Here is a 23,084-nt window from a genome sequence, read left to right as displayed (position 1 = left end):
CCCGCTCGGTATGAAATAGACCCCGCAACACATCCCTTTTTTAAAGGCCGGATGCCCATATGACGACAAAAAAAATAATTACCCGTTTCGCGCCCTCCCCAACGGGGTTTCTCCATATCGGCGGAGCCAGAACCGCCCTTTTTAATTATTATTTTGCCAAACATGCCAAACTGAACGGTCAAAAGGCAGAGTTTCATCTCCGCATTGAAGACACCGACAAGGCCCGTTCGACTGACGAAGCAACGCAAGCCATCCTCGACGGTTTGGACTGGCTCGGCCTGTCCTATGACGGCGAAATAATCTATCAGAGCCGCCGCGCCGAGGATCACGCCAAAGCCGCAAAGTCCTTGCTTGAAAACGGACATGCCTATCGTTGTCCTCTGACAGGAGACGAGCTGGAGGCCGAACGCGAAAAATGCCGCAACGCTGGAAACAGCTTCCGCTCGCCTTACCGGGATAAAAACAGCGACGCCGGAGCCATTCGCTTTCGCGTACCGGACGGAGAAACGCACCTTACGGATCATGTTCAGGGCGAAATCACCTGGGACAATAACGAGTTTGATGACCTTGTCCTCATGCGCGCGGACGGCACGCCGACCTATATGCTCGCCGTGATTGTGGATGACCACGATATGGGCGTGACCCACGTTATTCGAGGCGATGATCACCTTATCAATGCCGCGCGGCAGCAGCAGATTTACAAAGCGTTGGGCTGGGATGTACCGGAATGGACCCATGTCCCACTAATTCACGGACCAGATGGGAAGAAACTTTCCAAGCGCCACGGCGCTCTGGGCGTCGAAGCCTACCGCGATATGGGTTACTTACCCTCAGGCCTGCGCAATTATCTGGTCAAGCTTGGCTGGGCGCATGGCGATGACGAACTGTTCTTTACAGACGAGGATATTGCCAAGGTCTTCACTCTGGACGGCATAAACGCCTCTCCGGCGCGTCTTGATTTCGACAAAATGGATTACATCAATTCACAGCATATTGCGCAGGCCGATGAGTCAGAGCTGTTTACTGACGCCCTGCCCTTTATGAACGAAGTCGATAAGACAGAAGAAAAGCTGAAACGCTTCAGAGCCGCTATCCCGACGTTAAAACCCCGCGCTAAGACCTTGAAAGAACTTATCGTTCAAGCAGATTACCTCTTGGCGGAGCGCCCGCTCACTTTGGAGGGCAAGACAGCTAAACCACTCGAGCGCGAAGGCGCTTTACAGCTCTTAGCGGCTTTGACTTTACGGCTCAAAGGGGTAGAAGACAGCGCGTGGGCTGCAGAAACGCTTCAGCAGCATTTAACGGACATCGCGACCGAAAACGACATTGGTTTCGGCCGTATTGGTCAACCGGTGCGCGCCGCCTTGACGGGCGGAAAACCATCACCTGATTTATCGGTCGTGATGGCGCTGCTGGGTAAAGAGGAATGCGTGGGGCGCCTTTCTGATTGCCTGAGCGCCCTGTCGGATGATTGATCGAGAGTTCTGAAAATAATTTGAATCGCATAATTGAATAAAAAGGTAGAGAGAAAAATGGAAAATAAAATTACCAATACAGGCACGGCCAACATTACAATTGATGGCAAATCCTATGACCTTCCCATTATGAAGGGCTCCATGGGTGCCCCGGGCATCGATGTCAGAGCCCTCCACAAAAAAACCGGCCACTTTACTTTCGACCCGGGCTATACCTCCACTTGCTCCACAGAGAGCCAAATCACTTTTATCAACGGCCAAGAGGGTCAGCTTCTTTATCGCGGTTACGATATTGAGAGCCTCGCAGAAAACTCTTCTTTCCTCGAAGTCGCCTATCTTTTGATCAATGGCGAATTGCCGAATAAAGACCAACACAAGAAATTCACAAGCACGATCACGCAGCACACAATGCTCCATGATCAGATTGAAAGCTTCTTCCATGGCTTCCGCCGCGACGCTCACCCAATGGCGATGATGTGCGGCACAGTCGGCGCTCTCTCCGGCTTTTATCATGACGATACGCACACCACAGTCGACGCCGCGCGCGATATGGCGATTCACCGCCTGATCGCTAAAATCCCGACGATTGCCGCCCGTTCCTACAAATATTCCATCGGCCAGCCGACGGTTTATCCCGACAACTCTCTGTCCTACGCCGAAAACTTCCTGAATATGTGTTTCTCTGTTCCAGCTGAGAAATATAAAATCAGTCCGACCATTGCCCGAGCTATGGACAAGATTTTCATCCTTCACGCTGATCATGAGCAAAACGCGTCCACCTCTACCGTCCGTCTGGCGGGCTCTTCGGGCGCCAATCCTTATGCCTGTATCGCGGCGGGTATTGCCTGTCTCTGGGGCCCGTCCCATGGCGGGGCAAACGAAGCTTGCTTGAATATGCTTCAGGAAATCGGCACCGTTGACAAAATTCCGGAATATATCGCCCGCGCGAAAGACAAATCGGACCCCTTCCGTCTTATGGGCTTTGGTCACCGCGTTTATAAAAACTTCGACCCGCGCTCCCGCGTGATGCAGAAAGTGGCTCACGAAGTCCTTGAAGAACTCGACCTGCAAAACCCAATTCTCGACGTCGCTATGGAGCTTGAAAAAATAGCTCTCGAAGACGAATATTTCGTCGAGAAGAAGCTCTACCCGAATGTTGATTTCTACTCTGGTATCGTTCTCTCGGCGCTCGGCTTCCCGACTTCCATGTTTACGGTTCTCTTTGCCCTGGCCCGGACTGTCGGCTGGATTTCTCAGTGGAACGAAATGCTCGAAGACCCAAGCCAGCGTATTGGTCGTCCGCGTCAGCTTTATTCCGGCGCAACGCCTCGCGACTACGTCCCTATCGACAAGCGCTAAGCCGCCCTAAATTACTATGATTTATAAGGCCGCCAGGATTGCCTGAGCGGCCTTTTCGCTGGCCTTTTGTCCGGTGCCAGCCCCCATCAACCGGGTCTGCGCTAAAAGGGCTTGAGAGGCAAAATCCCGCGCTTTGGCGCTGTCCAGATATTGCGAGACAGCCTTCGCCAATATGGGCGGGCTGACGTCATCCTGTATGAACTCCGGCATTAATTCTCGATCTGCGGCGATGTTCACGATCGAAATATGGTCGGGCCTAAAAATCCGCTTCGCGAGAAAATAGGTTATTGTGTTGACCCGGTAAGCCACCACGGTCGGCACGCCAAATCCAGCCAATTGCGAAGTCACAGTCCCCGAGCAGGCCAAGGCAGCCGTCGAAGCCGCCATCACCGCCAACTTGTCAGTTTCGCCGACAATATGAACATCTTTCAGAGGTTCTAGCTCCGCAAGATTTGGCTCTAATTGAGCCTTGATGGTTTCGACAACCGGTATGCAAACCACTAAATCCGGGAACGTCTGTTTGAGTGATAAAACCGTCTTTTTGAAGTCTTCGGCAAGCGTTGCAATTTCCGAGGGTCGGCTGCCAAACCAGACAGATAAGAGAGGCCGGTTTTGAAGATCGTGTTTCATTTCAACAGCCGCCCCTTGAGATTTGGAAAAATCCGCATCAAAAACCGGATTACCCACATAAATTGTCTCCAGCCCGTGCTGTTCGAAATAGGGAGCGTCCATGGGCTGAATGCTAAGAAGTAAATCAACAGACTGCGCAAGTGTCTTTGAACGTCCGGAGCGCATCGCCCAAACCTGCGGCGCGACATATTTCATTACTTTGCCTTTAAAGCCAGCGGCTTTCAACCGCTGGGCAACGCGCACCATAAACCCCCAGCTATCGATCAGGATGACAGCGTCAGGAGATGTCTGAAGAATGATATCGACACATTCCCGGACTTTCCGCCGCACCAGGGAATAGTTTTTAAGGGCCTCCACAAATCCCAATATATTGAGCCCTGTTATATCCATCAGAGAAGGCGTCCCGGCGAGCGCCATAGACTCGCCCCCAATTCCTTCAATTGAAATGGACTCATCAAAAATTTTTAGGTCGCGTATCAGCGCCGCGCCCAGCTCATCGCCGGAGCGTTCAGCTGCGACTATGAATAGCTCAGCCATTTTCTGAAGGCGGGAGTCCAAGCACGAATAGGCCGTGTCGATTGGCTGCCTCAATAACGGAGTCTTCATCCAGGACAAAAGCGCGTCCGGCTTCGGCGACGATGCCCGCCAAACCCGCCGCGGCGGCATTTTCCACCGTTGCCAATCCTATGACGGGAAGATCGACGCGTTGATCCTGTTTGGGTTTTATCATCTTCGCCAAGACGCCCCGCCGGTTGCCTTCAGCCCCGCGCAAAGCCTGCGGAAGGCTGGCAACCCGCTGAAGCATGGCGTCTGTTCCTTCTTGAGCTTCAACGGCGAGTGTGACGCCGCGCGAGACGACAGCGCCCTGCCCGATATCCAGCGCGCCAATGGCTTGGGCTATATGGCAAGCGGCCAGAGCGTCTTCCCGGTGAGACTGAGGGAGTTTGATGGCGCCGAGAGCGCCCTCTTCCAAAAGCAAGTCTACACAGACTTCTTGCGGCGAAATAATCTGAAAGCCTTCTTTTTCGAAAAGCCCTAAAACGTGTCGGAGAAGCGCATCATCTCCGTCCGTCGCAGCCTTCATGGCGCGCGGCATCATGAAAAGCGCTCTGAGATCCGGTTTGATATCTTTGAAGTCTGGGCGATCCACATAGCCGGCAAAGCAGACATGAGTGCACTCAGAAGCTTTGAGTGTTTTGAAAATTTTGCCCATTTGACCCAGGGCCAGAGTGTCGGAGTGTTCAAAGTCTGCAGAATCTCCGAAACCTTTCAGGACAATGACCCGGCCCAGTTCCTCACCCGCCGCATAAGCGACATGTTTCGGAAGGTCACCGCCCCCTGCAATCAGGCCCAGCCTCATATCACCAGCCCGTATGCGGCATGCAAATACGCCGTTTTTCCTGATCCCGGATAAATGTTACGATATCCATGACGAGCTGATGTTCAGAATAAGTCTCCTCGGCATCTTCCAGCCGTTCTGCAAAGGTGCCTTCCTCGGCAAATAAAAGCCGGTAGGCAGAGCGTAAGTCGCGGATGACGTCTCTTGAAAATCCCCGGCGTTTGAGTCCTACCACATTGAGCCCGGCCAGATGGGCGGAATTTCCAATGACAGAGCCATAGGGAATGACATCCAGCGTAACCAAGGCCATGCCGCCAACAAAGGCGTGATCCCCGATCCGCGTATTTTGGTGCACTGCCGACAAACCGCCCATAATGACATGATTGCCAATGGTCACATTTCCGCCAATCTGAACGCCGTTGGAGATGACGCAATTATTGCCCATCTGGCCTTCATGCGCCAAGTGGGTCCCGACCATGAAATAGCAATCATTCCCTATGCGAGTAACCGGATTCCCCGCATCCGTACCGGGATGAACATTTGCATTTTCCCGAAAGGTACAGCGGTCCCCCACCATAATAGAAACAGCGCCGCCCTTATGTTTGAAATCCTGGGGCGGATGCCCCATGGAGACATAGGGATAAAGAACGCAGTCTTGTCCCAAAGTCGTTGTCCCTGTCAGGCTGACATGGCTGATGAGTTTTGTATTGTCCCCCAAGGTCACATTGTCTTCAACAATACAGAACGGGCCAATCGATACGTTCTTTCCCAGCTTGGCTTTGGGGCTGACAATAGAAGACGGATGAATTTGAGAAGTCATGACTAAGCCTTATCAGTCATTTTGGTCAAAGACCATTTGAGTTGCGGAAAATTGCAACTGCGCGGCCAGGGCGTCTCCAACATAGGCTTCGCCCGAGAATTTATAAAATCCACGACGATGGCGGTCGATTCGCGCCGCAATTGAGAGAGTCTCTTCAGGATAAACCGGACGCCTGAACTTTGCCTGCTCCACACCGGAAAAAGCAATAAAGCTCCCCTCTTCCAAACCCGAACTCAGCGAAACAATCAGGGCGCCAGCCTGAGCGACAGTCTCAATAATCAAAACGCCCGGGAGGATAGGCAAATCCGGAAAATGGCCTTTGAAAAACGGGGCGTCCGGCTTGATAAAGGATTCAGCCCGAATGGAAGTTTCGTCGGCCTCTACCACGCGGTCGATAAAAAGCATCGGGTCTCTATGGGGGAGATAATGTCTAACATCGTCCCGATTCAGCGGAAATTTTATTTTGGGCAGGCTGCTCATGATGCATCCTTTTTCGGTCTTTGGGCGAGTTTTCGCGTCGCGTTAATCACGCGCATATGCTCTCGGATTGGCATGGCGGGAATTCCGCTCCAGGCTTCCCCGTCCGGAATGTCGTGCATAACTCCGGCTCTGGCGGCGATCATGACATTATCGCCAATGGTCAGATGGTCTGCCAGGCCGACATTGCCGCCCATCTGGACATTCTTGCCGACGATGCAAGACCCCGAAATGCCGACATGACCAGCCAACATGGATCCGTCACCGATTTTAACATTATGAGCAATTTGAACTAGATTATCGACTTTGACGTCATTCCCCAGAACGGTATCCTCGAGCTGCCCCCGGTCGATACAGGTCTGGGAGCCGACACTGACCCTGTCGCCGAGACGCACTATGCCGAGATGCGGAATATTGATAAAGCCGCGCTCGTCATTAGCCACGCCGAAGCCTGCCCCGCCGATCACCGCTCCGGCTTTGATACGGCAGTTTTCACCGATTTCGCAGAATGACAAAGTCACATGCGATCCGATTTCGGTGTTCTCTCCGACGCTTACGCCGTGATGCAGGACAGAGAAGGGGCCGATTTTAACGCCTTTGGCCAGATGAACGCCCGGACCAATGATAGCTGTTGGATGAACCTCTGCCTCGGATGAGATAGTCTGTTCTGTTTTATGGGTCTCTGCAGTGACAAGCTTCTCGCACATACGGGCAAAATGGGCGCGGGGCGACGCACTGATAATGGGGATAATCTTCTGTTCGCTAACAGCCGGGGCCAGTCGTTCCGTAACAAGGCAAGCTGTCGCCTTTGATCCGTCGAGATCGGATTTACGGCGTTTATCCTGTAGAAATGACAAAGCCCCGACCTCGGCAGTTGCCAAAGCGGACGGGGCTTTAATTTCTTCATCGAAGAAGTTCGGCTCAACCGATACTTCCAGCCCCTCAATTAGAGACGCCAGAGTGAGCGGGCCTTTTAAACTGTAAAAACGCGGGTCAAACATACTCTGTGTTAGCGCAATCTGGCCCCGTTTCACAAATTTATAATGAGCGGCCTGTTACTGTTTATTGGGCAAACGCTCTCTAACAACAGGTGTTGTAGTCATTTGTTGGTCCAGTTTGGTCAGAACTGTTTGCGTAATGTCGGCTGTCGGGCTCACATATAGCGCTGTGTTGATATCTACAACTGCATCGGCGTTACGTTCTGCGCCAACAGAGTTTACGATTTCCGAGAATTTTTTCATAACAGGTATAATCGCTTTTTGACGCGTAATCTGCATTTCCTCATTAATCTTGGCGTATTCTGCCTTGAATTTCTGCTGATCCTGCTGGAGCTGTTGATACTGAGTCTTGAACGTTGGGTCTTTCAGCAGTTCTTCCTGATTTTTACCTTCGAACTGTGAGTTGAGGGACTTGGCTTTGTTCTGAACAACAGCTTGTTTGCCTTTAACTTCTGTCGCAGCCGTAGACTCAATCGAGTTGATTTGTGAGGCCACATATTTGCCGACTTTGGACTCGCTGATCACTTTTTGGGAGTCAACGACCAGAATAGTTTGAGCAAAAGCTGAGGAACTCATGGACACCAGGGCAAATAAGCCAAGTGCGGAGGCACGGGAGAATTTTTTAAACATAATTAGAACCTTGTACGGGTTGTGAACTGAAATGACTTACGATCATCGTAGTCAAACTGTCGAAGTGGTTTGGTAAAGTCAAAACGGATCGGACCGAACGGACTTTCCCAGAAAATAGACGCGCCGAGCATGGCACGAATAGAGAGGTCATCAATGCTGCGTTGACATGTGACAAACGTCGCATCATTCCCATCATCCGTAACTCCGCCACAGGCATCTCCGACTTCAATGCCGGGCGTGTTACTGGCGGAGACAAAATCAGATTTGAAACTGTCATCCAACAGACCCACGGTTCCGGCTTCTACGAATAGACTACCCAACAAATTGGGTACGCCAACCGGAAAACTCACCTCGGCTGAAGCCAGGCCGAACGCATTGCCCCCAAGAGCATTAAGACGACGGGTCACTTGTCCGGTCTCTCCGTCAACCTCAGCCAGTCTTGGACCGATACCGGCATTGTCATAGCCGCGGAAGTCAAAGTTACCCTTAAAGTAACGATCATTAATAGTGACATCATCTCCGCCCCAGCCGCGAATATAGCCGCCAGCCAATGTCGCGCTGGCGATCACATTTTTGTAGAGGCCTTTATAGAAATTGGCGCGAACATCGGTCCGAAGATATTTCACATCTCCGCCAACGCCGGCCAAATCCTGACTGAAGCTAACATCAAAACCACCTGTAGGTGTAATTGGGTCATTCCGTCTATCCCAAGAGAATGAATAGCCGAAAATTGAGGAGAGCCGCCCGCCCGCCTGCTCACACAATGAAAGCAATTGGAGGTCCTGGGGACGCACGCCGCCCGCCTGATTGGAAGCGTTCAGGGCCGCGCACTGATTTTGCTGAGGAAATTCAATATCCTCTTGCCGCAAAGAATAACGAGGCGTTAGAGACGTATATTCCGTCAACGGAAAGCCGAGTGAAATCTGTCCACCGGTTCTGGACTGACGGAAACCCGCCTCTTCCAAAAAGTCGATGGTTACATCAAAAAGCTGCACACTGGCTGCCAAATTCCGCCCTAAGAAACGCGGTTCGGTGAAACGAAGATCGATTTCCTGACGGTTTGAAGACGCTCGAATGACGAAACGCAGCAACTGTCCGCGGCCGCGGAGGTTACGCTGCGTGATTGACAAGTCGACCAAGAAGGCATCTGCGGAAGAGAAGCCGGCCGAGAAGCTAAGTTCGCCTGTCGGCTGTTCTTTAACTTTCACTTCTACGACAGCGCGATCCGGTGAACTGCCTTGCGTCTCGGTAATTTCCACCTCTTCAAAGAATCGAAGCGCCCGGACGCGATTGCGGGAGCGATCCAGTAGAATTCTGTTAAAGGCGTCGCCTTCAACCAATTCCAGCTCGCGGCGAATAACATAATCCAGAGTCGTCGTATTCCCGACAATATCAATACGCCCGATATAAACGCGTGGTCCTTCAACAACGTTGAAGACTAGGTCGACTGTCTTGGTTTCCCGGTTACGGCGAATATCCGGTTGAATATCCACAAAGGCGTAGCCAGTGGTGCCGGCTGCAAAGTTCAGCGTATCAATCGCGGTTTCCACCTGGCTGGCGTTATAAATATCGCCTGGTTTGATCTGAATTAAGCGCTCTAAAAAGGTTGGGTCCAATTCGTCCAACTGTGTTTCCACGGAGATATCGCCCCAGCGATACTCTTCGCCCTCATCCACTGTGAAGGTAATATAGAAGTCTTCCTGATCCGGCGTCAGCTCCGCCACAGCAGACACAACGCGAAAATCGGCAAAGCCGCGATTCGTGTAATAGGTCCGCAATTGTTCCCGGTCATATTCAAGTCGGCCCGGATCGTAATTATCATTGGAGCTGAAGAATTTATACCAACGCGATTCGGCGGTTGCGATTTGTTTTCTCAGGTCGCGGTCAGAATATTCTGCGTTTCCGATAAAGTTGATACGCTTCACGCCGGTCACGGGGCCTTCGGTGATCTCAAAAATCAGATCAACACGGTTTTGAGGCTGTTGAACCACTTTTGGCGAAACGGTCGCCGCGAAACGACCGGATTGACGGTAAAGTTCGATAATACGCTGAACGTCTTCCTGAACGCGAGAGCGCGTAAAAATCGAACGGGGCTCTGCCTCAACTTCGTCCGTAATTTTGTCCGTCTTCAGGGATTTATTCCCCTCAAAAATGACGCGGTTGATAATCGGGTTTTCAATGACCTGGATCAAAATATTGCCGTCACGCGGGTCAATCGCGACATCCGCGAAAAGCCCCGTGGCATAGAGCGTCTTCAAGGACGTATCGATACGTGATTCGCTATAGGGATCGCCCGGCGCAAACAAAAGATATGACGCGACCGTATTGGCTTCTACCCGCTGATTTCCCGAAACTTGAATAGATTTTATGACTGTCGGAGCTTGAGGCGCTTCTGACTCTACAGGCGCTTCAGGCGCAGCCTGCTGCGCAAAGGCGGGTACGCTGAAGACCAGCACAAATGCAAAAAGAAGAGCCTGTAGCACCCGGAATTGGGATATAAGCGTTAAATCTGTTTGGCGATGTCTCGCAAGTGAAAGCATGAACACGTCCATTTAGGAAAAGAAACTACTGACGTAGCCGATATCGTTGATCGTAAGGATGACGAAGAGTGTAAGCAAAACTGCAAAGCCTATCCGGAACCCATACTCCTGTTTTTTTTGACTAAGCGGACGACCCGCTACGGCTTCATAAGCGTAGTATACCAAATGTCCACCGTCGAGCACGGGAATAGGCATTAAATTTGCTACACCCAGACCGATAGAAATTGCCGCCGCAAGCTGCACCATTCGCAGGAAAAGGTCCTGCATGCGCTCTCCAAAGGGCTTATCTGCATTTGCGGCGTCAACTGCAGATTTTCCGGTGATGGCGGCGATTTTGACAACGCTGCCCAATTGTTTGCCGTCTTCCTTGCCCTGAAAGATACGGCTGACATAAGTCCCTGTCATGGAAAGGGTTTCCCCGACTTTGGAAACGCCGAATCCGAGAGACTCCAGCGGCCCATATTCAAGGTGTATGAGGTCGGCCTCCTGGGCGTTTATCAAAACGCCAATTTTACCTGACGAAGACTTTCCGCCGACAAAATCACGATCTTCAATTCGTTGAGGGGCGACTGTAAGGTCAATCACTTCGCCGTTTCGTTCGATACGGGTCTCTATCTCAGTCTCACTCCGAAGAACAACGTAGCGCGAAAGCTTGGTAAATGTGGACGCATCCCGACCATCCATCGTAAGTATTTTGTCGCCTTCTTGAATTCCGGCCTGCTCCGCAGGGCTCCCTTCCTGCACACTTCCGACCAAGGACGCCCGATCATAGCTCCCATAAGTAAAACCGATGCCGGCAAATATTATCACGGCGAGAAGGAAATTTGCCATTGGGCCAGCTAAAACAACCAAGGCGCGTTGCCAGACGGGGCGGAAATGAAAGATATTCTCGACACCTGGTCCGCCTTCACGTTCCGCTTTTTCTTTCATCGCGGCCAAGGCTTCGGCGTCCGGGTTACTGGCGCCGGAGGCGTCCCCGCTGAATTTGACATAACCGCCCAGAGGGATGCGGGCAAAAACCCACTCCGTACCGCTTTTTGCTTTCCATTTGGCAATCGGCTTTCCGAAGCCGATGGAAAACCTGTCCACAGCAATCCCGAAAAAGCGCCCCACACTGTAATGGCCCAGCTCGTGAAAAAAGACGAGAAAGGACAAGACGATGAGGAAACTGCTCAGAAAAATAGCGATATCAATCAAGCCTGAGAGCATGATGTGCCATTGATCCCCTTCTTAAAATGCCGCGCTCTGCGCATTCGCGCAGCGACGATAACTCTGGCGCAGGGTTTGCCTGTTTTTTCAGCCTATAACAAGTTTACAATCTGCTCATGTGCAGTGCGGCGAGCGTTCGCATCTGTGGCGAGAATTTCATCAATTGTCGCGTCCGATTTGTTAAAACTGGACTCACGGCTGAGAGAAGACAAAGTTCGCTCAACTGTCTGGGAAATGTCCAAAAATCCAATCTTTTTTGACAGAAAGGCCTCCACCGCTATTTCATTGGCCGCGTTGAGGGTATTGGGGGCCTTCCCCCCTGTTTCCAGAGCCTCCCGAGCGAGTCTGAGGGCCGGAAACGTTTCCAGGTCAGGTTCAAAAAACGTCAATCCACTGAGCCTTGCGAAGTCCAGTCTTTCCACCGGGGCCGAAATGCGGGCGGGCCAGCCCATGGCATAGGCGATCGGCGTGCGCATATCCGGAGAGCCCAGCTGCGCCAGAACAGAGCCGTCAATATATTCCACCATGGAATGGATGATAGACTGCGGGTGAACAATGACATCAATATCAGAGGATGGCCGGTTGAATAGATAGCTCGCTTCGATCAGCTCGAGGCCCTTATTCATCAGACTGGCGGAATCGATGCTAATTTTCGCGCCCATATCCCAAACAGGGTGCGCCAGAGCGTCTTCACATGTAACAGATATCAGAGCGTCTCGTGATAGCTCCCGAAACGGCCCCCCACTCGCCGTCAGAATTAGACGCTTCACCCCTTTGGTATCGCTCTCCAGAACCTGAAAAATAGCATTATGTTCACTATCTACCGGCAGAAGCGTGGCGCCGTATTTTTTTACTTCCGACATGAAATGATCGCCTGCACAGACAAGGCATTCCTTATTAGCCAGCCCAATATGCCGGCCTTGCCGCACGGCGGCGAGAGTCGGTTCGAGCCCTGCCGCACCCATTATGGCTGCCATGGTGAAATCAGCCTCCATTGAGGCGGCTTCTGTAAGAGCCTCAACACCTAATCCAAATTTGATATTTGTGCCCGCGAGGGCGGATTTCAGGATATGACCTTGGTTTTCATCTGCAAGAGCCACAAATTCCGCGTCAAACTTGATCGCCTGCTCGGCAAGTTTCTGCGCAGAGCGGCAGGCCGTGAGCGCCACAATCTTATAGGTGCCGGGGTGAGATCGGGCGACAATATCAAGTGTATTTTCCCCGATAGATCCCGTGGACCCCAATACCGACATGCGTTTAGTCACAGCCCTAAACCGGCCAGATTGACGGAAAAATCAAGACAATCAGAGCAAAGCCAACGCTCGCCGCCATCAAACTATCCAGACGGTCAAGCAACCCGCCATGCCCCGGCAGTAGCTCTCCGGTATCTTTGACCTGCAAACGGCGCTTTAGCCCGCTCTCGAATAAATCTCCCCCAACCGATAATAGCACGACAGGAATCGCCATGAATAAACCCAGGAAGAAATTACCTGTCTTAAAGAAGGTCACCACTGCTCCGATCAGGGTCGCGAGGATAAGCCCGCTGAAAAAGCCTGACCAGGTTTTATTGGGTGAAAGTTTCGGAGAGAGCTTTGGCCCCTTGAAATAGCTTCCGCCGAAATAGGCCCCGACATCCGCCGACACAACAACCGCGATTATGAAGAACAGGGTTTTAAATCCGCTTGTATCAAACCCAACCGCATTGCCTCTCAGGCCGATAATCGTGAGGCAAGGAATTAAAATGTAAAGCAGTCCAAGCCCGGCCCAATGCGCCCCGCCATGACGGCGCATTCGCTCCGCCGCGCAGATCCAGGCCGTTATGATGACGGCAAATCCGGCATAAAGCCAAAGAGACTGAACCGCATAAATAGAGCTGATTACAATTCCAACTATCGGCAAAATATAGGATAGACGCGTAGCGGCCGCGTCAGACATTCTTACCCATTCATAGCTGACCCGAACCGTGAAAAGGGCGGCCAAGACAGCCCAAAGCCATCCCCCAAAATAGAATGGCGCCATACAGATCAGAGCCAGAACAATAGCAGAGGTGACACGTATCCCGAGATTTTTCCAAGTTTTTTTGGATTCGGGAAGAAGAGAAGCGTTCATGATCTAGGCAACTTCCGAGGCCGATAAATTGCCGAAACGGCGATCCCGGCGCTGAAAATCGGAAATGGCTGCTTCCAGATCGGCTCTGCTAAAGTCAGGCCAGAGAACATCCGTGAAAACAAACTCCGCATAAGCGGCCTGCCATAGGAGGAAGTTACTGATCCGCATCTCGCCGCTTGTGCGAATAACCAGATCCGGATCCGGCAGTCCTGCTGTGTCGAGAAACGACTCAAGAACTTCAGAGGTCAGGCTCTCTTCCGTATGTTCCGCGGCGATAGCCCGCTTTGTCGCCCGGAGCAATTCGTCCCGCCCGCCATAGTTAAAAGCGATGTTAAGCTGAAAATCGGTATTATCTGCTGTGGTCGTCTGCACGCGATTAATGAGAGTCACCAAGTCCGGCTTCAGGCCCTCTTTTGACCCCAGAATGCGTATCTTGACTCCCCGCTCATGCAAGGTTTGCAAATCCTGTTCGACATATTCGCGCAACAGGCTGAAAAGCGCTGCGATTTCTGCTTTGGGCCGCGACCAGTTTTCTGTCGAAAAACTATAGAGAGTCAGACACTTAACACCCATTTCAGAGGCATCTTCGACAATACGGCGCACAGTTTTGACACCGGCCTGATGTCCAAAAACACGCGGACGGTGCCGGGCCTGCGCCCAGCGCCCATTCCCGTCCATGATAATAGCAATATGAGCGGGAAATCGATCAGGATATGTTGACGACACTCCCAAACTTTAGACCTGCATGATCTCTTTGGATTTATGCTCAAGCGCCTTTTCGATATCGGCGATAACGGCGTCTGTGGCCTTTTGCACATCATTGCTGTGCGCTTTATGCTCGTCCTCGGAAATTTCGGAGTCCTTTTCCATTTTTTTCAGAGTATCCATGGCGTCGCGGCGAACATTTCGAACCGCAATTTTCGCATTTTCGGAATAGGTTCCGGCCACTTTTGCCAAATCCCGGCGGCGCTCTTCGGTCAGGGGCGGCATCGGAATGCGCAATGTCTGGCCATCCGTAATCGGGTTCAGGCCGAGCGTGCTTTGGCGCAGGGCCTTTTCTACGGCGGCCACCATGGTTTTGTCCCAGACGCTGACCATCAGCATCCGAGCTTCCGGGACGCTCACAGAGCCGACCTGGTTGAGCGGCACTTCCGAGCCGTAAGCGTTCACATGAATGCCGTCGAGTAGTCCGGCATTGGCGCGGCCTGTTCTCAACCCACCAAATTCACTTTTCAGCGCGGCGAGCGCGCCGTCCATTCTTTTGCGGTACTCCGCCACTTTAAAATCAGCCATAGGGCATCTCCAAATTCTACTTTCTTTACCGCAGCCTCCCGGCCTTTTTAAGACCGGATCACGTTTTAATTATGGTGCAGGTCCCCTCGCCTGACATGACTTTGTCAAATCCGCCCTGTTCATGCAATGAAAACACGATAATGGGGATGTCATTCTCTCTCATCAAGGTCACAGCCGCCGCGTCCATGACTTTCAGGTCGTCGGTCAGGACTTTCTGATACGTCAGCGTGTCATACCGTTTCGCGTCAGGGTTCTTTTTTGGATCGCTGTCATAGACGCCGTCGACCTGAGTGCCTTTTAAGAGCGCACCGCAGCGCATTTCCGCGGCCCGAAGAGCGGCCGCCGTATCCGTCGTAAAATAGGGATTACCGGTTCCGGCGGCGAAAATGACCACCCGCCCCTTTTCCATATGACGCACCGCGCGGCGGCGGATATAGGGCTCGCACACTGTCTGCATCGGAATGGCCGATTGAACGCGTGTGTCGACGCCTTGTTGCTCCAGCGCGCTTTGCATCGCCAGAGAATTCATCACCGTCGCGAGCATTCCCATATGGTCAGCGGTAGAGCGTTCAATGCCGCCGGCGGCGGCGCTTAAGCCCCGAAAGATATTGCCGGCCCCGATGACCAAAGCAATTTGCAACCCCTTCGCATGGGCTTCGGCTACTTCTTTGGCGATGCGAGCGGTCATTTTGGTATCGATTCCGTACTCCTGATCGCCCATCAGGGCTTCTCCGGAAAGTTTCAAAAGAACGCGTTTATAATTATAAGTCGTCATGGTCAGCCTGTTTACCCAAATCCGAAGTGACTCAGTTTCAAGCGTTATAACGGTTGAGACGCGTCATGCCAGTGGTGTTTGTTTGTTTTGGACGGAGAGATATCAGATAAATAAAAAACCGCGCCTCGATTGAGACGCGGTTTAATAATCTTACCCGAAACCATTTGATTTCGTCGTTTCACATTAAAGCTCCTGAAAGCTTTTTTGGGTGTTACGCGCCTTTAACAGCTGCTGCGACTTCTGCGGCGAAGTCTTCTTCTTTCTTTTCGATACCGTCGCCGACGCCCATACGGACATAGCCGGTCATCGTGATGTCTGAGCCAAGAGCTTTGGATTCATCAGCAATCACCTGCTCTATGGAACGCTCTCCGTCCATAACAAAGATTTGTGTCATCAGGACAGATTCCTTGAAGAATTTGACCATACGGCCCTCGACCATTTTATCCACGATGGATTCGGGCTTGCCGGACTCAAGGGCTTCGGCTTTGAGCATTTCACGCTCTTTGGCGACCAGATCCTGATCCAGATCATCAACTGTCAGAGCGAGCGGGTTTGTCGCGGCGATATGCATGGCGATTTTTTTACCCAGCTCTTCGAGTTTTGCGACATCCCCAGCAGACTCCAGCGCCACCAAAACGCCAATCTTGCCCATGCCTTCAGTAACAGAATTATGAATATACCCGGCCACGGCGCCTTCTGAGACAGTGAGGCGTGCCATACGGCGGAGAGACATATTCTCGCCGATCTTACCGACAAGCGTCGTCAAATGATCTTTGACGTTTTCGCCGGAAGCAGTTTTCGCGGCGGCCAATTCTTCTGTGCTATCAACGGTTACCGCCAGATCAGCGATCTCGGAAACAGCGCTTTGGAACGCTTCGTTCCGCGCGACAAAGTCTGTTTCAGAGTTAACTTCAACAACGGCGCCTATTTTCGGCGCAAGCGCAACCGCGACCAGGCCTTCTGCTGCAATGCGGCCGGCTTTTTTATCGGCTTTGGCAATACCTTTTGTCCGAAGCCAATCAGCGGCTGCTTCGAGGTCACCGTCAGTTTCATTCAATGCTTTTTTACAATCCATCATACCGGCGGAAGTTTGATCACGCAGGCTTTTCACCATTGCGGCTGTAATCTGTGCCATGGGAGGTCTCCTTATGGGTCAATCAATAAAAAGGTTCGGCCCCTATTTGGGGCGCGAAATGAAAAATGGAAGGGGCGGAGTGACCGCCCCTAAATTTCAAAAGTGAAGCTTAGGACTTTTTACCTGAAACCATAGCTTTGGCTTGCTCGACCCAGTCACCCGCAGCCAATTTACCGCCAAGGTCATGAGCTTCTTCCAGCTCTTCGATCTGCTTTTCAGTCAATTCTGACATGATCTGAACAGATGTAATGCCGGCTTCCTCAAGCACTTTTTTGTATTTCGGGCCAATGCCGTCAATATCAGCCACATCGCTCAGGTCAGGTTTCACGTCGGCTTCCTGTTCCGGCGTAGCTGGCTGAGCTGTTGTCGCTTCCTGCGCCGGAGACGGAGGGGCTTCTTTTGCGGCTTCCTCTTTAGGCGCCGCGGCTTCTTTTTTAGGCGCCGGAGTTTCTTCCTTGGCCGCTTCCATGTTCAATGCGAGCTCTTCCGGATTTTCAGAAGCGCCGAGATCAGCCCCGACAGAAGCCGCAGCTTCGGTCATGCCATCGAGAACAGCGTCAGCAACGAGTTCGCAGTAAAGCTGAATCGCACGGGCCGCATCATCATTACCCGGGATAGGCATGTCTGCTGACTCAGGGTCTGAGTTGGAATCGAGAATGGCGACAACCGGAATACCCAAACGGCGGGCTTCCAGAATTGCAATGCCTTCCTTGTTCGTATCAATAACGAACATCAGGTCGGGCTTGCCGCCCATATCTTTAATACCGCCAAGCGCTTTTTCGAGCTTTTCCATCTCGCGGGTCAGCTTGAGGTTTTCCTTCTTGGTCAGACCTGTATCCGCATCTTCGCCAAGATCGCCGAGCATGGCTTCTAGCTCTTTCAAACGGGAGATGGATTTCGTAACGGTCTGCCAGTTTGTCAGCATACCGCCGAGCCAGCGGTGATTGACGTAATATTGAGCGGAGCGTTTTGCGGCGGCTGCAACCGGCCCGGAGGCCGCGCGCTTCGTGCCGACAAAAAGCACCCGGCCGCCTTTGGCGGCGACATCGCGGACTTCTTTCAAAGCCTGGTGCAAAAGAGGAACCGTCTGGGACAGGTCCATAATATGGATGTTTGAGCGGGCGCCGAAAATATACGGGGCCATTTTAGGGTTCCAGCGATGTGTCTGGTGACCAAAGTGAACGCCAGCTTCGAGCAATTGACGCATTGAAAATTCAGGTAGGGCCATGGATATCTCCTTGTTCCGGTTGACCATATGCAGGGTGTGAAGTGGCCCCACCATGGAGCCGCTCACCGGAATGGACGAAAGACTATATGCCGGACGCCCGCACCTGCATGCGAATTAGTGGGGGCGGCATAGCGCAAATGCACAGGGATGCAAGAGGATAATTCAGCCTGTCGCTTGGCATTTTTGACCCCGAAACGACACCAATCCATGTTAAACACAGATAAATTGGCGAAATGTGGATAGAATCGCCACGTTCGGTGGATAACCCTCTTACCGAAAATTGAAATTTTTACGTAATCTGGTATTTAGAAAATGCACGAAGAGGAGCTGCACTGAAGCGGTGAAACGGAAGGTACCTAAGCTGGTAGCGGACGCGACACACACTTCAGGTAAGGTGAAGAGACTTTCGTGACAGAGCCCGCTGATTTAATCTGTGAGCGCGACATTGTAGGCAAGCGATTGCAAACAATTACGTGGAACACATTAGATCGCGGGCTTTCTGCTATCTACCTCTCACCTCCGTCCAAGCGCCTCGTTAGTCCAAAGGGGTCAAGCGGCTATTTCCCGGATAATTTCCACCGCCTGATTGACCTTTATCGCTTTTTGTATCTTCAAATCTATGCCCCAATTCCCGGCAAGCTGCCAACTTGCCTCGCGCGTTTTATCTAGCGGAGCCGTGATTTTGATATAGCCCGACGTCTGATAGGGCGCATTTTTAAGCTGGTGGAGAAGCTTTTCCAGAGAATCCAGTGTTTCCGCGGTTGCATTACGAAGTCGAATATCGATGCCGACAATCTTGGCGGCCGGAGGTTTGGCATCCAGCGCCGTCATCGCTTCGGCAAAAAGGCGCACATCGCCGTCCCCGCCTTCGGCTTTGACCTTGACTTGAACCAGATTGCCGGGGCTAAGATAGTCGCGGTTCTCCAGTAAAATTCTCTCGGTGAACAAAACCTCATATTCTCCGGTCGGGTCGGACAGCGCGACAAAGGCGAATTTTTTACCGCGTTTGGACAGGCGTTCCTGTTTGCGAAGGACGACCCCGGCCAGGTTGAGTTTGCACTCCTTGCCGCTTTTGGTAAAGCGTTCTCCTATATCGACGGCGCTCGTGCATTTATCCAAGCTGCCCTTTTCTAGATGCTCGTCAAGAGGATGCCCGCCCAGATAAAATCCGACAGCGCCAAGTTCGTGGTTCAGCGTTTCAATAGAGCCCCAAGGCGGCGCATATTCCAGATCCGGGTCTTCCATAGGCACAGCATCGCCGAACAGGCTAACCTGTGCGCTGGAGCGTTCCCGCGCCGCCAGAGTGCCGATATCCTGCAGGATGGAAGAGGACGCCAGAACGCTCGCGCGGTTAAGGTCGAGGCAATCAAACGCCCCCGCGCGAGCCAGATTTTCTATGGCGCGTTTATTGACCAGGCGCATATCAACGCGGTGGGCAAAATCATAAAGATCCTTGAACGGCCCGCCCTCATTGCGAACAGAGACGACATGGCGCATGGCGTCGAGACCCACATTTTTGAGCGCGCCAAGTGCGTAAAGCACCTTGCCGTCTTTCACATCGAAATCGGCCTCTGACCTATTCACGCAAGGCGGCTCTATCTCGAGGCCCATACGCTTGCCTTCCTGATAAAACTGCGCCAGTTTTTCGACATTGGCAAGATCAAGCGACATAATCGCGGCGATAAATTCCGCCGGATAAAGCGCTTTCAGATAAGCGGTCTGAAAAGAGATCATGGCATAGGCGGCGGCGTGAGATTTGTTAAATCCGTAACCAGCAAATTCATTCACGAGTTCGAATATCTCGCCCGCCAGACGCCCGTCCACGTCGCGCTCGACCGCCCCGTTAATGAACTTTGACTTTTGCCGGTCCATTTCGGCCTGGTCTTTTTTACCCATGGCCCGCCGGAGCAAATCGGCATCCCCCAGAGAAAAGCCGGACAGGGTTTTAGCGATTTCCATCACCTGTTCCTGATAGATAATTATGCCGTAAGTCTCCTGCAAAATCGACTCGAGTTTGGGGTGCGGATAGGTGATTTCCTGACGTTCAAATTTCCTGTCGATATAGTCCGGAATATTTCTCATCGGCCCTGGACGATAGAGGGAAATCAGAGCGGTCAGTTCTTCAATAGAGCCTGGCGCCATTTTCCGGAGCACGTCGCGCATGCCCGAACTTTCAAGTTGAAACACACCGGCGGAAAGACCTTCGGATAAAGGCGCATAGGCTTCGGGTGTGTCGGTGCTGATTTTCGACCAGTCCACCGAAATGTCGCGTTTGGCGAGATATTTGAGGCAGCGATCAATGACGGTCAGGGTTTTCAGACCCAAAAAGTCAAATTTTACCAAACCGGCTTTTTCCGCCCACTTCATGGTAAATTGCGTCGCCGGAATATCCGAACGCGGATCGCGGTAGAGCGGGACAAGCTGCTGCAAAGGTCTGTCGCCAATGACCACGCCCGCCGCATGGGTCGAGGCGTTTCTGTACAGCCCTTCGAGTTGTAAGGCGGTATCGAGAAGCGCTCTGACAGAAGGCTCCGCCTTGCGGGCGTCCTGAAGCGCGGGCTCCATATTAATGGCCTGCGCAAGGGACACCGGATTGGCAGGGTTGGACGGCACGAGCTTGGCGAGGCGGTCCACCTGCCCTAGCGGCATCTGCATGACGCGCCCGACATCGCGTACGACCGCGCGCGCCTGAAGGGTTCCGAAGGTGATAATCTGCGCCACCTGCCCGTCGCCATATTTGCGGCGGACATAGTCAATGACTTCGCCGCGGCGTTCCTGGCAGAAATCGATATCGAAATCGGGCATGGACACACGTTCCGGATTGAGGAACCGTTCAAATAGTAATCCGTAGCGAAGCGGGTCCAAATCCGTAATGGTCAGCGCCCACGCCACAACAGAGCCCGCGCCGGAGCCCCGGCCCGGCCCGACCGGAATGCCCTGCTCTTTTGCCCATTTGATAAAATCCGCAACGATCAGAAAATACCCCGGAAAGCCCATATTCTCGATAATGCCAAGCTCGAAATCGAGCCGTTCGAAATAAGCCTCTTCGGACTCGGCCATGTCGATGACATCGAGACGCTTTCGAAGGCCGTCTTTGGCCTGCTGCGCCAGGATGTCGGCTTCCGACAGAGTTCCGTCCCCGAAATTTGGCAAAATGGGTTTACGCTTTTCCGACTTCACTGCGCAGCGCTGGGCAATCGTCAACGTGTTTTCAATGGCCTCGGGCAAATCGGCAAAAAGCTCGAGCATTTGCTCCGGCGATTTCAAATAATGATGCCCCGTCAGTTTTCGGCGGTTTTTCTCGAGGACGTAAGACCCTTCGGACATGGCAAGCAGAACGTCATGCGCCTTGTGCATTTCCGGATCAAGATAATAGGGCTCGTTTGTGGCGACGATGGGCAAGCCATTGTCGTAGGCAAAATCGAGCAGGATCGGTTCGGCTTTCTCCTCGTCCGGGGTGTTATGGCGTTGAAGCTCGACATATAGCCTCTCCGGAAAAAGGGTGATCAGGCGGTCAAGCCAGCTTTCCGCTTCGGCTATCCGATCCTGAACGATGAGCTTGTTGAGCACTCCATCAGGCCCGCCGGTCAGCGCAATCACGCCTTCCGTGCGCCCCTCAAGAAACTCCGCCTTCACATGGGCCAGATCTGTAGGCTCCACATCCAAAAACGCCGAGGAAGACAGCGCCATGAGGTTTTCATAGCCTTGCTCATTTTGCGCAAAGAGAACGAGCGTGCCGTCAGGATCCTTGCGAATTTGACCCGGCTGAAGCGGAATGCCGATATCCATGGATAAGGTCACGCCGATAATCGGCTGAAGACCAAAACCGGCCATCGTGTCGGAAAATTCAAGGGCGCCGCAGAGATTGTTCGTATCCGTCAGGCCCACGGCCGGAAAATTCCAGTCCGCACAACGGGCGCCGAGCGGCCCCATTTTAAGCGCCCCTTCCAGCATGGAGTAAGGCGAACGGGTTCGGAGAGGCACATAATCCAGACGACGCACAGCCATGCGCTCTCCTTTCACATTCAATCCGGAATCAGCTCCGGTTTTAAACTTATCAAGCGGAGCCTATCCCCCCAAGACCATCATCCACATTGTCATGACGCCGACAAAGCCTGCCAGAACGGCACCGGAAACGATATCCATTGCGAGTTGTTTTGCCATTTTTATCCCCAATAAAACTGTTGATGTTCTATCTTTGTTCTATAGCGTTCTACAAAGGAGTCAAACTGATTCTGGGGATTTATTCCTGACGCTTTGTGGATAAGTCATCAAGCCATGCCTATAACCGCGAAGGGTCCCTCGCCTGAGGCTCAAGATGAATCGAGAAATCTGACCCTGCGGGGTCAGGCAGGGCACGCTAAGGTCGGGTAGCCGCTTTCAATGGCACGACAAGTCCGTCGCGTACGGTAAACACCCGATCCATATATTGGGTGAGTTCCATATTATGGGTGGCCACGAGCGCCGCGACCCCTTCCATGCGGGTCAGGTCTAGCAGGCTCTGGAAAACAGAAGAAGACGTCGCCGGGTCAAGATTTCCCGTCGGCTCGTCGGCGAGCAGGATTTTAGGCTTATTGGCCAGAGCGCGGGCAATGGCGACGCGCTGCTGCTCTCCGCCCGACATCTGTGACGGCTTATGGTGCATGCGTGCCTCGAGGCCCAAGAGCGTTAAAAGACGCCTCGCCTCGGCTCTGGCAACACGCTCTGACTTTCCGGCAATCATTTGCGGGATAACCACATTATCCTCGGCCGAAAATTCCTTCTGCAAATGATGGAATTGATAGACCACGCCAATGGTTTCGCGGCGGATGGCCGTGCGTTTGTCGTCAGAGAGTTTCAGGCATTCGCGTCCGCTGATATAGACTTCGCCGGCATTGGGCTTTTCCAGAAGGCCTGCGGCGTGCAGCAGAGTTGACTTACCGGATCCGGACGGGCCGATGAGGCCTACCATTTCGCCTGGAAAAATATCAATATCCGCGCCGGACAAAACCGTTAGTTCGGACGGACCAGATTGATAAGAACGGTGCAGGTTACGCACAGAGAGAATGGGACGGGTTTGGTTCATAT

Annotated in this window: 19 protein-coding genes; 2 read left to right on the top strand and 17 right to left on the bottom strand. The window is 52.6% G+C overall.

The window, feature by feature from the left end:
• Positions 1–59 precede the first annotated feature (59 nt).
• Both gltX and ACN0IC_RS05425 read left to right on the top strand, forming a co-directional pair.
• Entirely contained in the window at positions 60–1,475 is a 1,416-nt protein-coding gene (gltX, locus tag ACN0IC_RS05430; protein ID WP_416877749.1) for a glutamate--tRNA ligase, read from the top strand.
• 57 nt (positions 1,476–1,532) lie between these two features.
• On the top strand, positions 1,533–2,834 hold the full coding sequence (locus ACN0IC_RS05425; RefSeq protein WP_416877748.1) for a citrate synthase: 1,302 nt from the start codon (positions 1,533–1,535) through the stop codon (positions 2,832–2,834).
• Between the two features lie 21 nt (positions 2,835–2,855).
• On the opposite strand, the gene lpxB is transcribed toward ACN0IC_RS05425, so the two are convergent.
• From lpxB to ACN0IC_RS05340, 17 genes are all read right to left on the bottom strand, one after another.
• Positions 2,856–4,001, bottom strand: a complete 1,146-nt coding sequence (gene lpxB / locus ACN0IC_RS05420) for a lipid-A-disaccharide synthase (RefSeq protein WP_416877747.1) — start codon at positions 3,999–4,001, stop codon at positions 2,856–2,858.
• Positions 3,994–4,824 carry an LpxI family protein gene (locus tag ACN0IC_RS05415; RefSeq protein WP_416877746.1) on the bottom strand — a complete coding sequence of 277 codons (831 nt, stop codon included), beginning with the start codon at positions 4,822–4,824 and terminating at the stop codon, positions 3,994–3,996. The genes lpxB and ACN0IC_RS05415 overlap by 8 nt, the downstream gene beginning before the upstream one ends.
• A 1-nt stretch (position 4,825) precedes the next feature.
• Positions 4,826–5,623 carry an acyl-ACP--UDP-N-acetylglucosamine O-acyltransferase gene (gene lpxA, locus ACN0IC_RS05410; RefSeq protein ID WP_416877745.1) on the bottom strand — a complete coding sequence of 266 codons (798 nt, stop codon included), beginning with the start codon at positions 5,621–5,623 and terminating at the stop codon, positions 4,826–4,828.
• A 12-nt stretch (positions 5,624–5,635) separates the two neighbouring features.
• On the bottom strand, positions 5,636–6,103 hold the full coding sequence (fabZ, locus tag ACN0IC_RS05405; RefSeq protein WP_416877744.1) for a 3-hydroxyacyl-ACP dehydratase FabZ: 468 nt from the start codon (positions 6,101–6,103) through the stop codon (positions 5,636–5,638).
• Complete coding sequence (gene lpxD, locus ACN0IC_RS05400; protein ID WP_416877743.1) at positions 6,100–7,101, bottom strand: UDP-3-O-(3-hydroxymyristoyl)glucosamine N-acyltransferase; 1,002 nt, start codon at positions 7,099–7,101, stop codon at positions 6,100–6,102. Before lpxD ends, fabZ begins: the two co-directional genes overlap by 4 nt.
• Before the next feature lie 54 nt (positions 7,102–7,155).
• Entirely contained in the window at positions 7,156–7,728 is a 573-nt protein-coding gene (locus tag ACN0IC_RS05395) for an OmpH family outer membrane protein (protein ID WP_416877742.1), read from the bottom strand.
• A gap of 2 nt (positions 7,729–7,730) precedes the next feature.
• Positions 7,731–10,268, bottom strand: a complete 2,538-nt coding sequence (bamA, locus tag ACN0IC_RS05390) for an outer membrane protein assembly factor BamA (protein WP_416877741.1) — start codon at positions 10,266–10,268, stop codon at positions 7,731–7,733.
• 12 nt (positions 10,269–10,280) lie between these two features.
• Positions 10,281–11,477 carry a M50 family metallopeptidase gene (locus ACN0IC_RS05385; protein WP_416877740.1) on the bottom strand — a complete coding sequence of 399 codons (1,197 nt, stop codon included), beginning with the start codon at positions 11,475–11,477 and terminating at the stop codon, positions 10,281–10,283.
• Positions 11,478–11,569: 92 nt separating this feature from the next.
• Positions 11,570–12,730 carry a 1-deoxy-D-xylulose-5-phosphate reductoisomerase gene (dxr, locus tag ACN0IC_RS05380; protein ID WP_416877853.1) on the bottom strand — a complete coding sequence of 387 codons (1,161 nt, stop codon included), beginning with the start codon at positions 12,728–12,730 and terminating at the stop codon, positions 11,570–11,572.
• A 16-nt stretch (positions 12,731–12,746) separates the two neighbouring features.
• Positions 12,747–13,586: a phosphatidate cytidylyltransferase gene (locus ACN0IC_RS05375; RefSeq protein ID WP_416877739.1), complete on the bottom strand. Its 840-nt coding sequence runs from the start codon at positions 13,584–13,586 to the stop codon at positions 12,747–12,749.
• A gap of 3 nt (positions 13,587–13,589) precedes the next feature.
• Positions 13,590–14,312: an isoprenyl transferase gene (locus ACN0IC_RS05370; RefSeq protein WP_416877738.1), complete on the bottom strand. Its 723-nt coding sequence runs from the start codon at positions 14,310–14,312 to the stop codon at positions 13,590–13,592.
• 9 nt (positions 14,313–14,321) lie between these two features.
• Positions 14,322–14,879, bottom strand: a complete 558-nt coding sequence (gene frr / locus ACN0IC_RS05365) for a ribosome recycling factor (RefSeq protein WP_416877737.1) — start codon at positions 14,877–14,879, stop codon at positions 14,322–14,324.
• Between the two features lie 58 nt (positions 14,880–14,937).
• Positions 14,938–15,654, bottom strand: coding sequence for a UMP kinase (gene pyrH, locus ACN0IC_RS05360; protein ID WP_416877736.1), 717 nt, complete (start codon positions 15,652–15,654; stop codon positions 14,938–14,940).
• Between the two features lie 211 nt (positions 15,655–15,865).
• The gene (tsf, locus tag ACN0IC_RS05355; protein WP_416877735.1) at positions 15,866–16,789 is read right to left on the bottom strand and encodes a translation elongation factor Ts; all 924 of its coding nucleotides are present in this window, start codon (positions 16,787–16,789) and stop codon (positions 15,866–15,868) included.
• A 109-nt stretch (positions 16,790–16,898) separates the two neighbouring features.
• Positions 16,899–18,017 (bottom strand): 30S ribosomal protein S2, encoded by a 1,119-nt coding sequence (rpsB, locus tag ACN0IC_RS05350; protein WP_416877734.1) that lies wholly within the window; start codon positions 18,015–18,017, stop codon positions 16,899–16,901.
• A gap of 549 nt (positions 18,018–18,566) precedes the next feature.
• The gene (gene dnaE, locus ACN0IC_RS05345) at positions 18,567–22,025 is read right to left on the bottom strand and encodes a DNA polymerase III subunit alpha (RefSeq protein WP_416877733.1); all 3,459 of its coding nucleotides are present in this window, start codon (positions 22,023–22,025) and stop codon (positions 18,567–18,569) included.
• Positions 22,026–22,377: 352 nt separating this feature from the next.
• A complete protein-coding gene (locus ACN0IC_RS05340) occupies positions 22,378–23,082 on the bottom strand; it encodes an ABC transporter ATP-binding protein (RefSeq protein WP_416877732.1) in 705 nt (234 codons plus the stop codon).
• Positions 23,083–23,084: the final 2 nt, after the last annotated feature.

Source organism: Litorimonas sp. (assembly GCA_029936425.1).
GTDB lineage: Bacteria > Pseudomonadota > Alphaproteobacteria > Caulobacterales > Maricaulaceae > Litorimonas.
The sequence above is the reverse complement of the archived record's forward strand: the minus strand, read 5'-3'. Positions and strand labels throughout refer to the sequence as shown.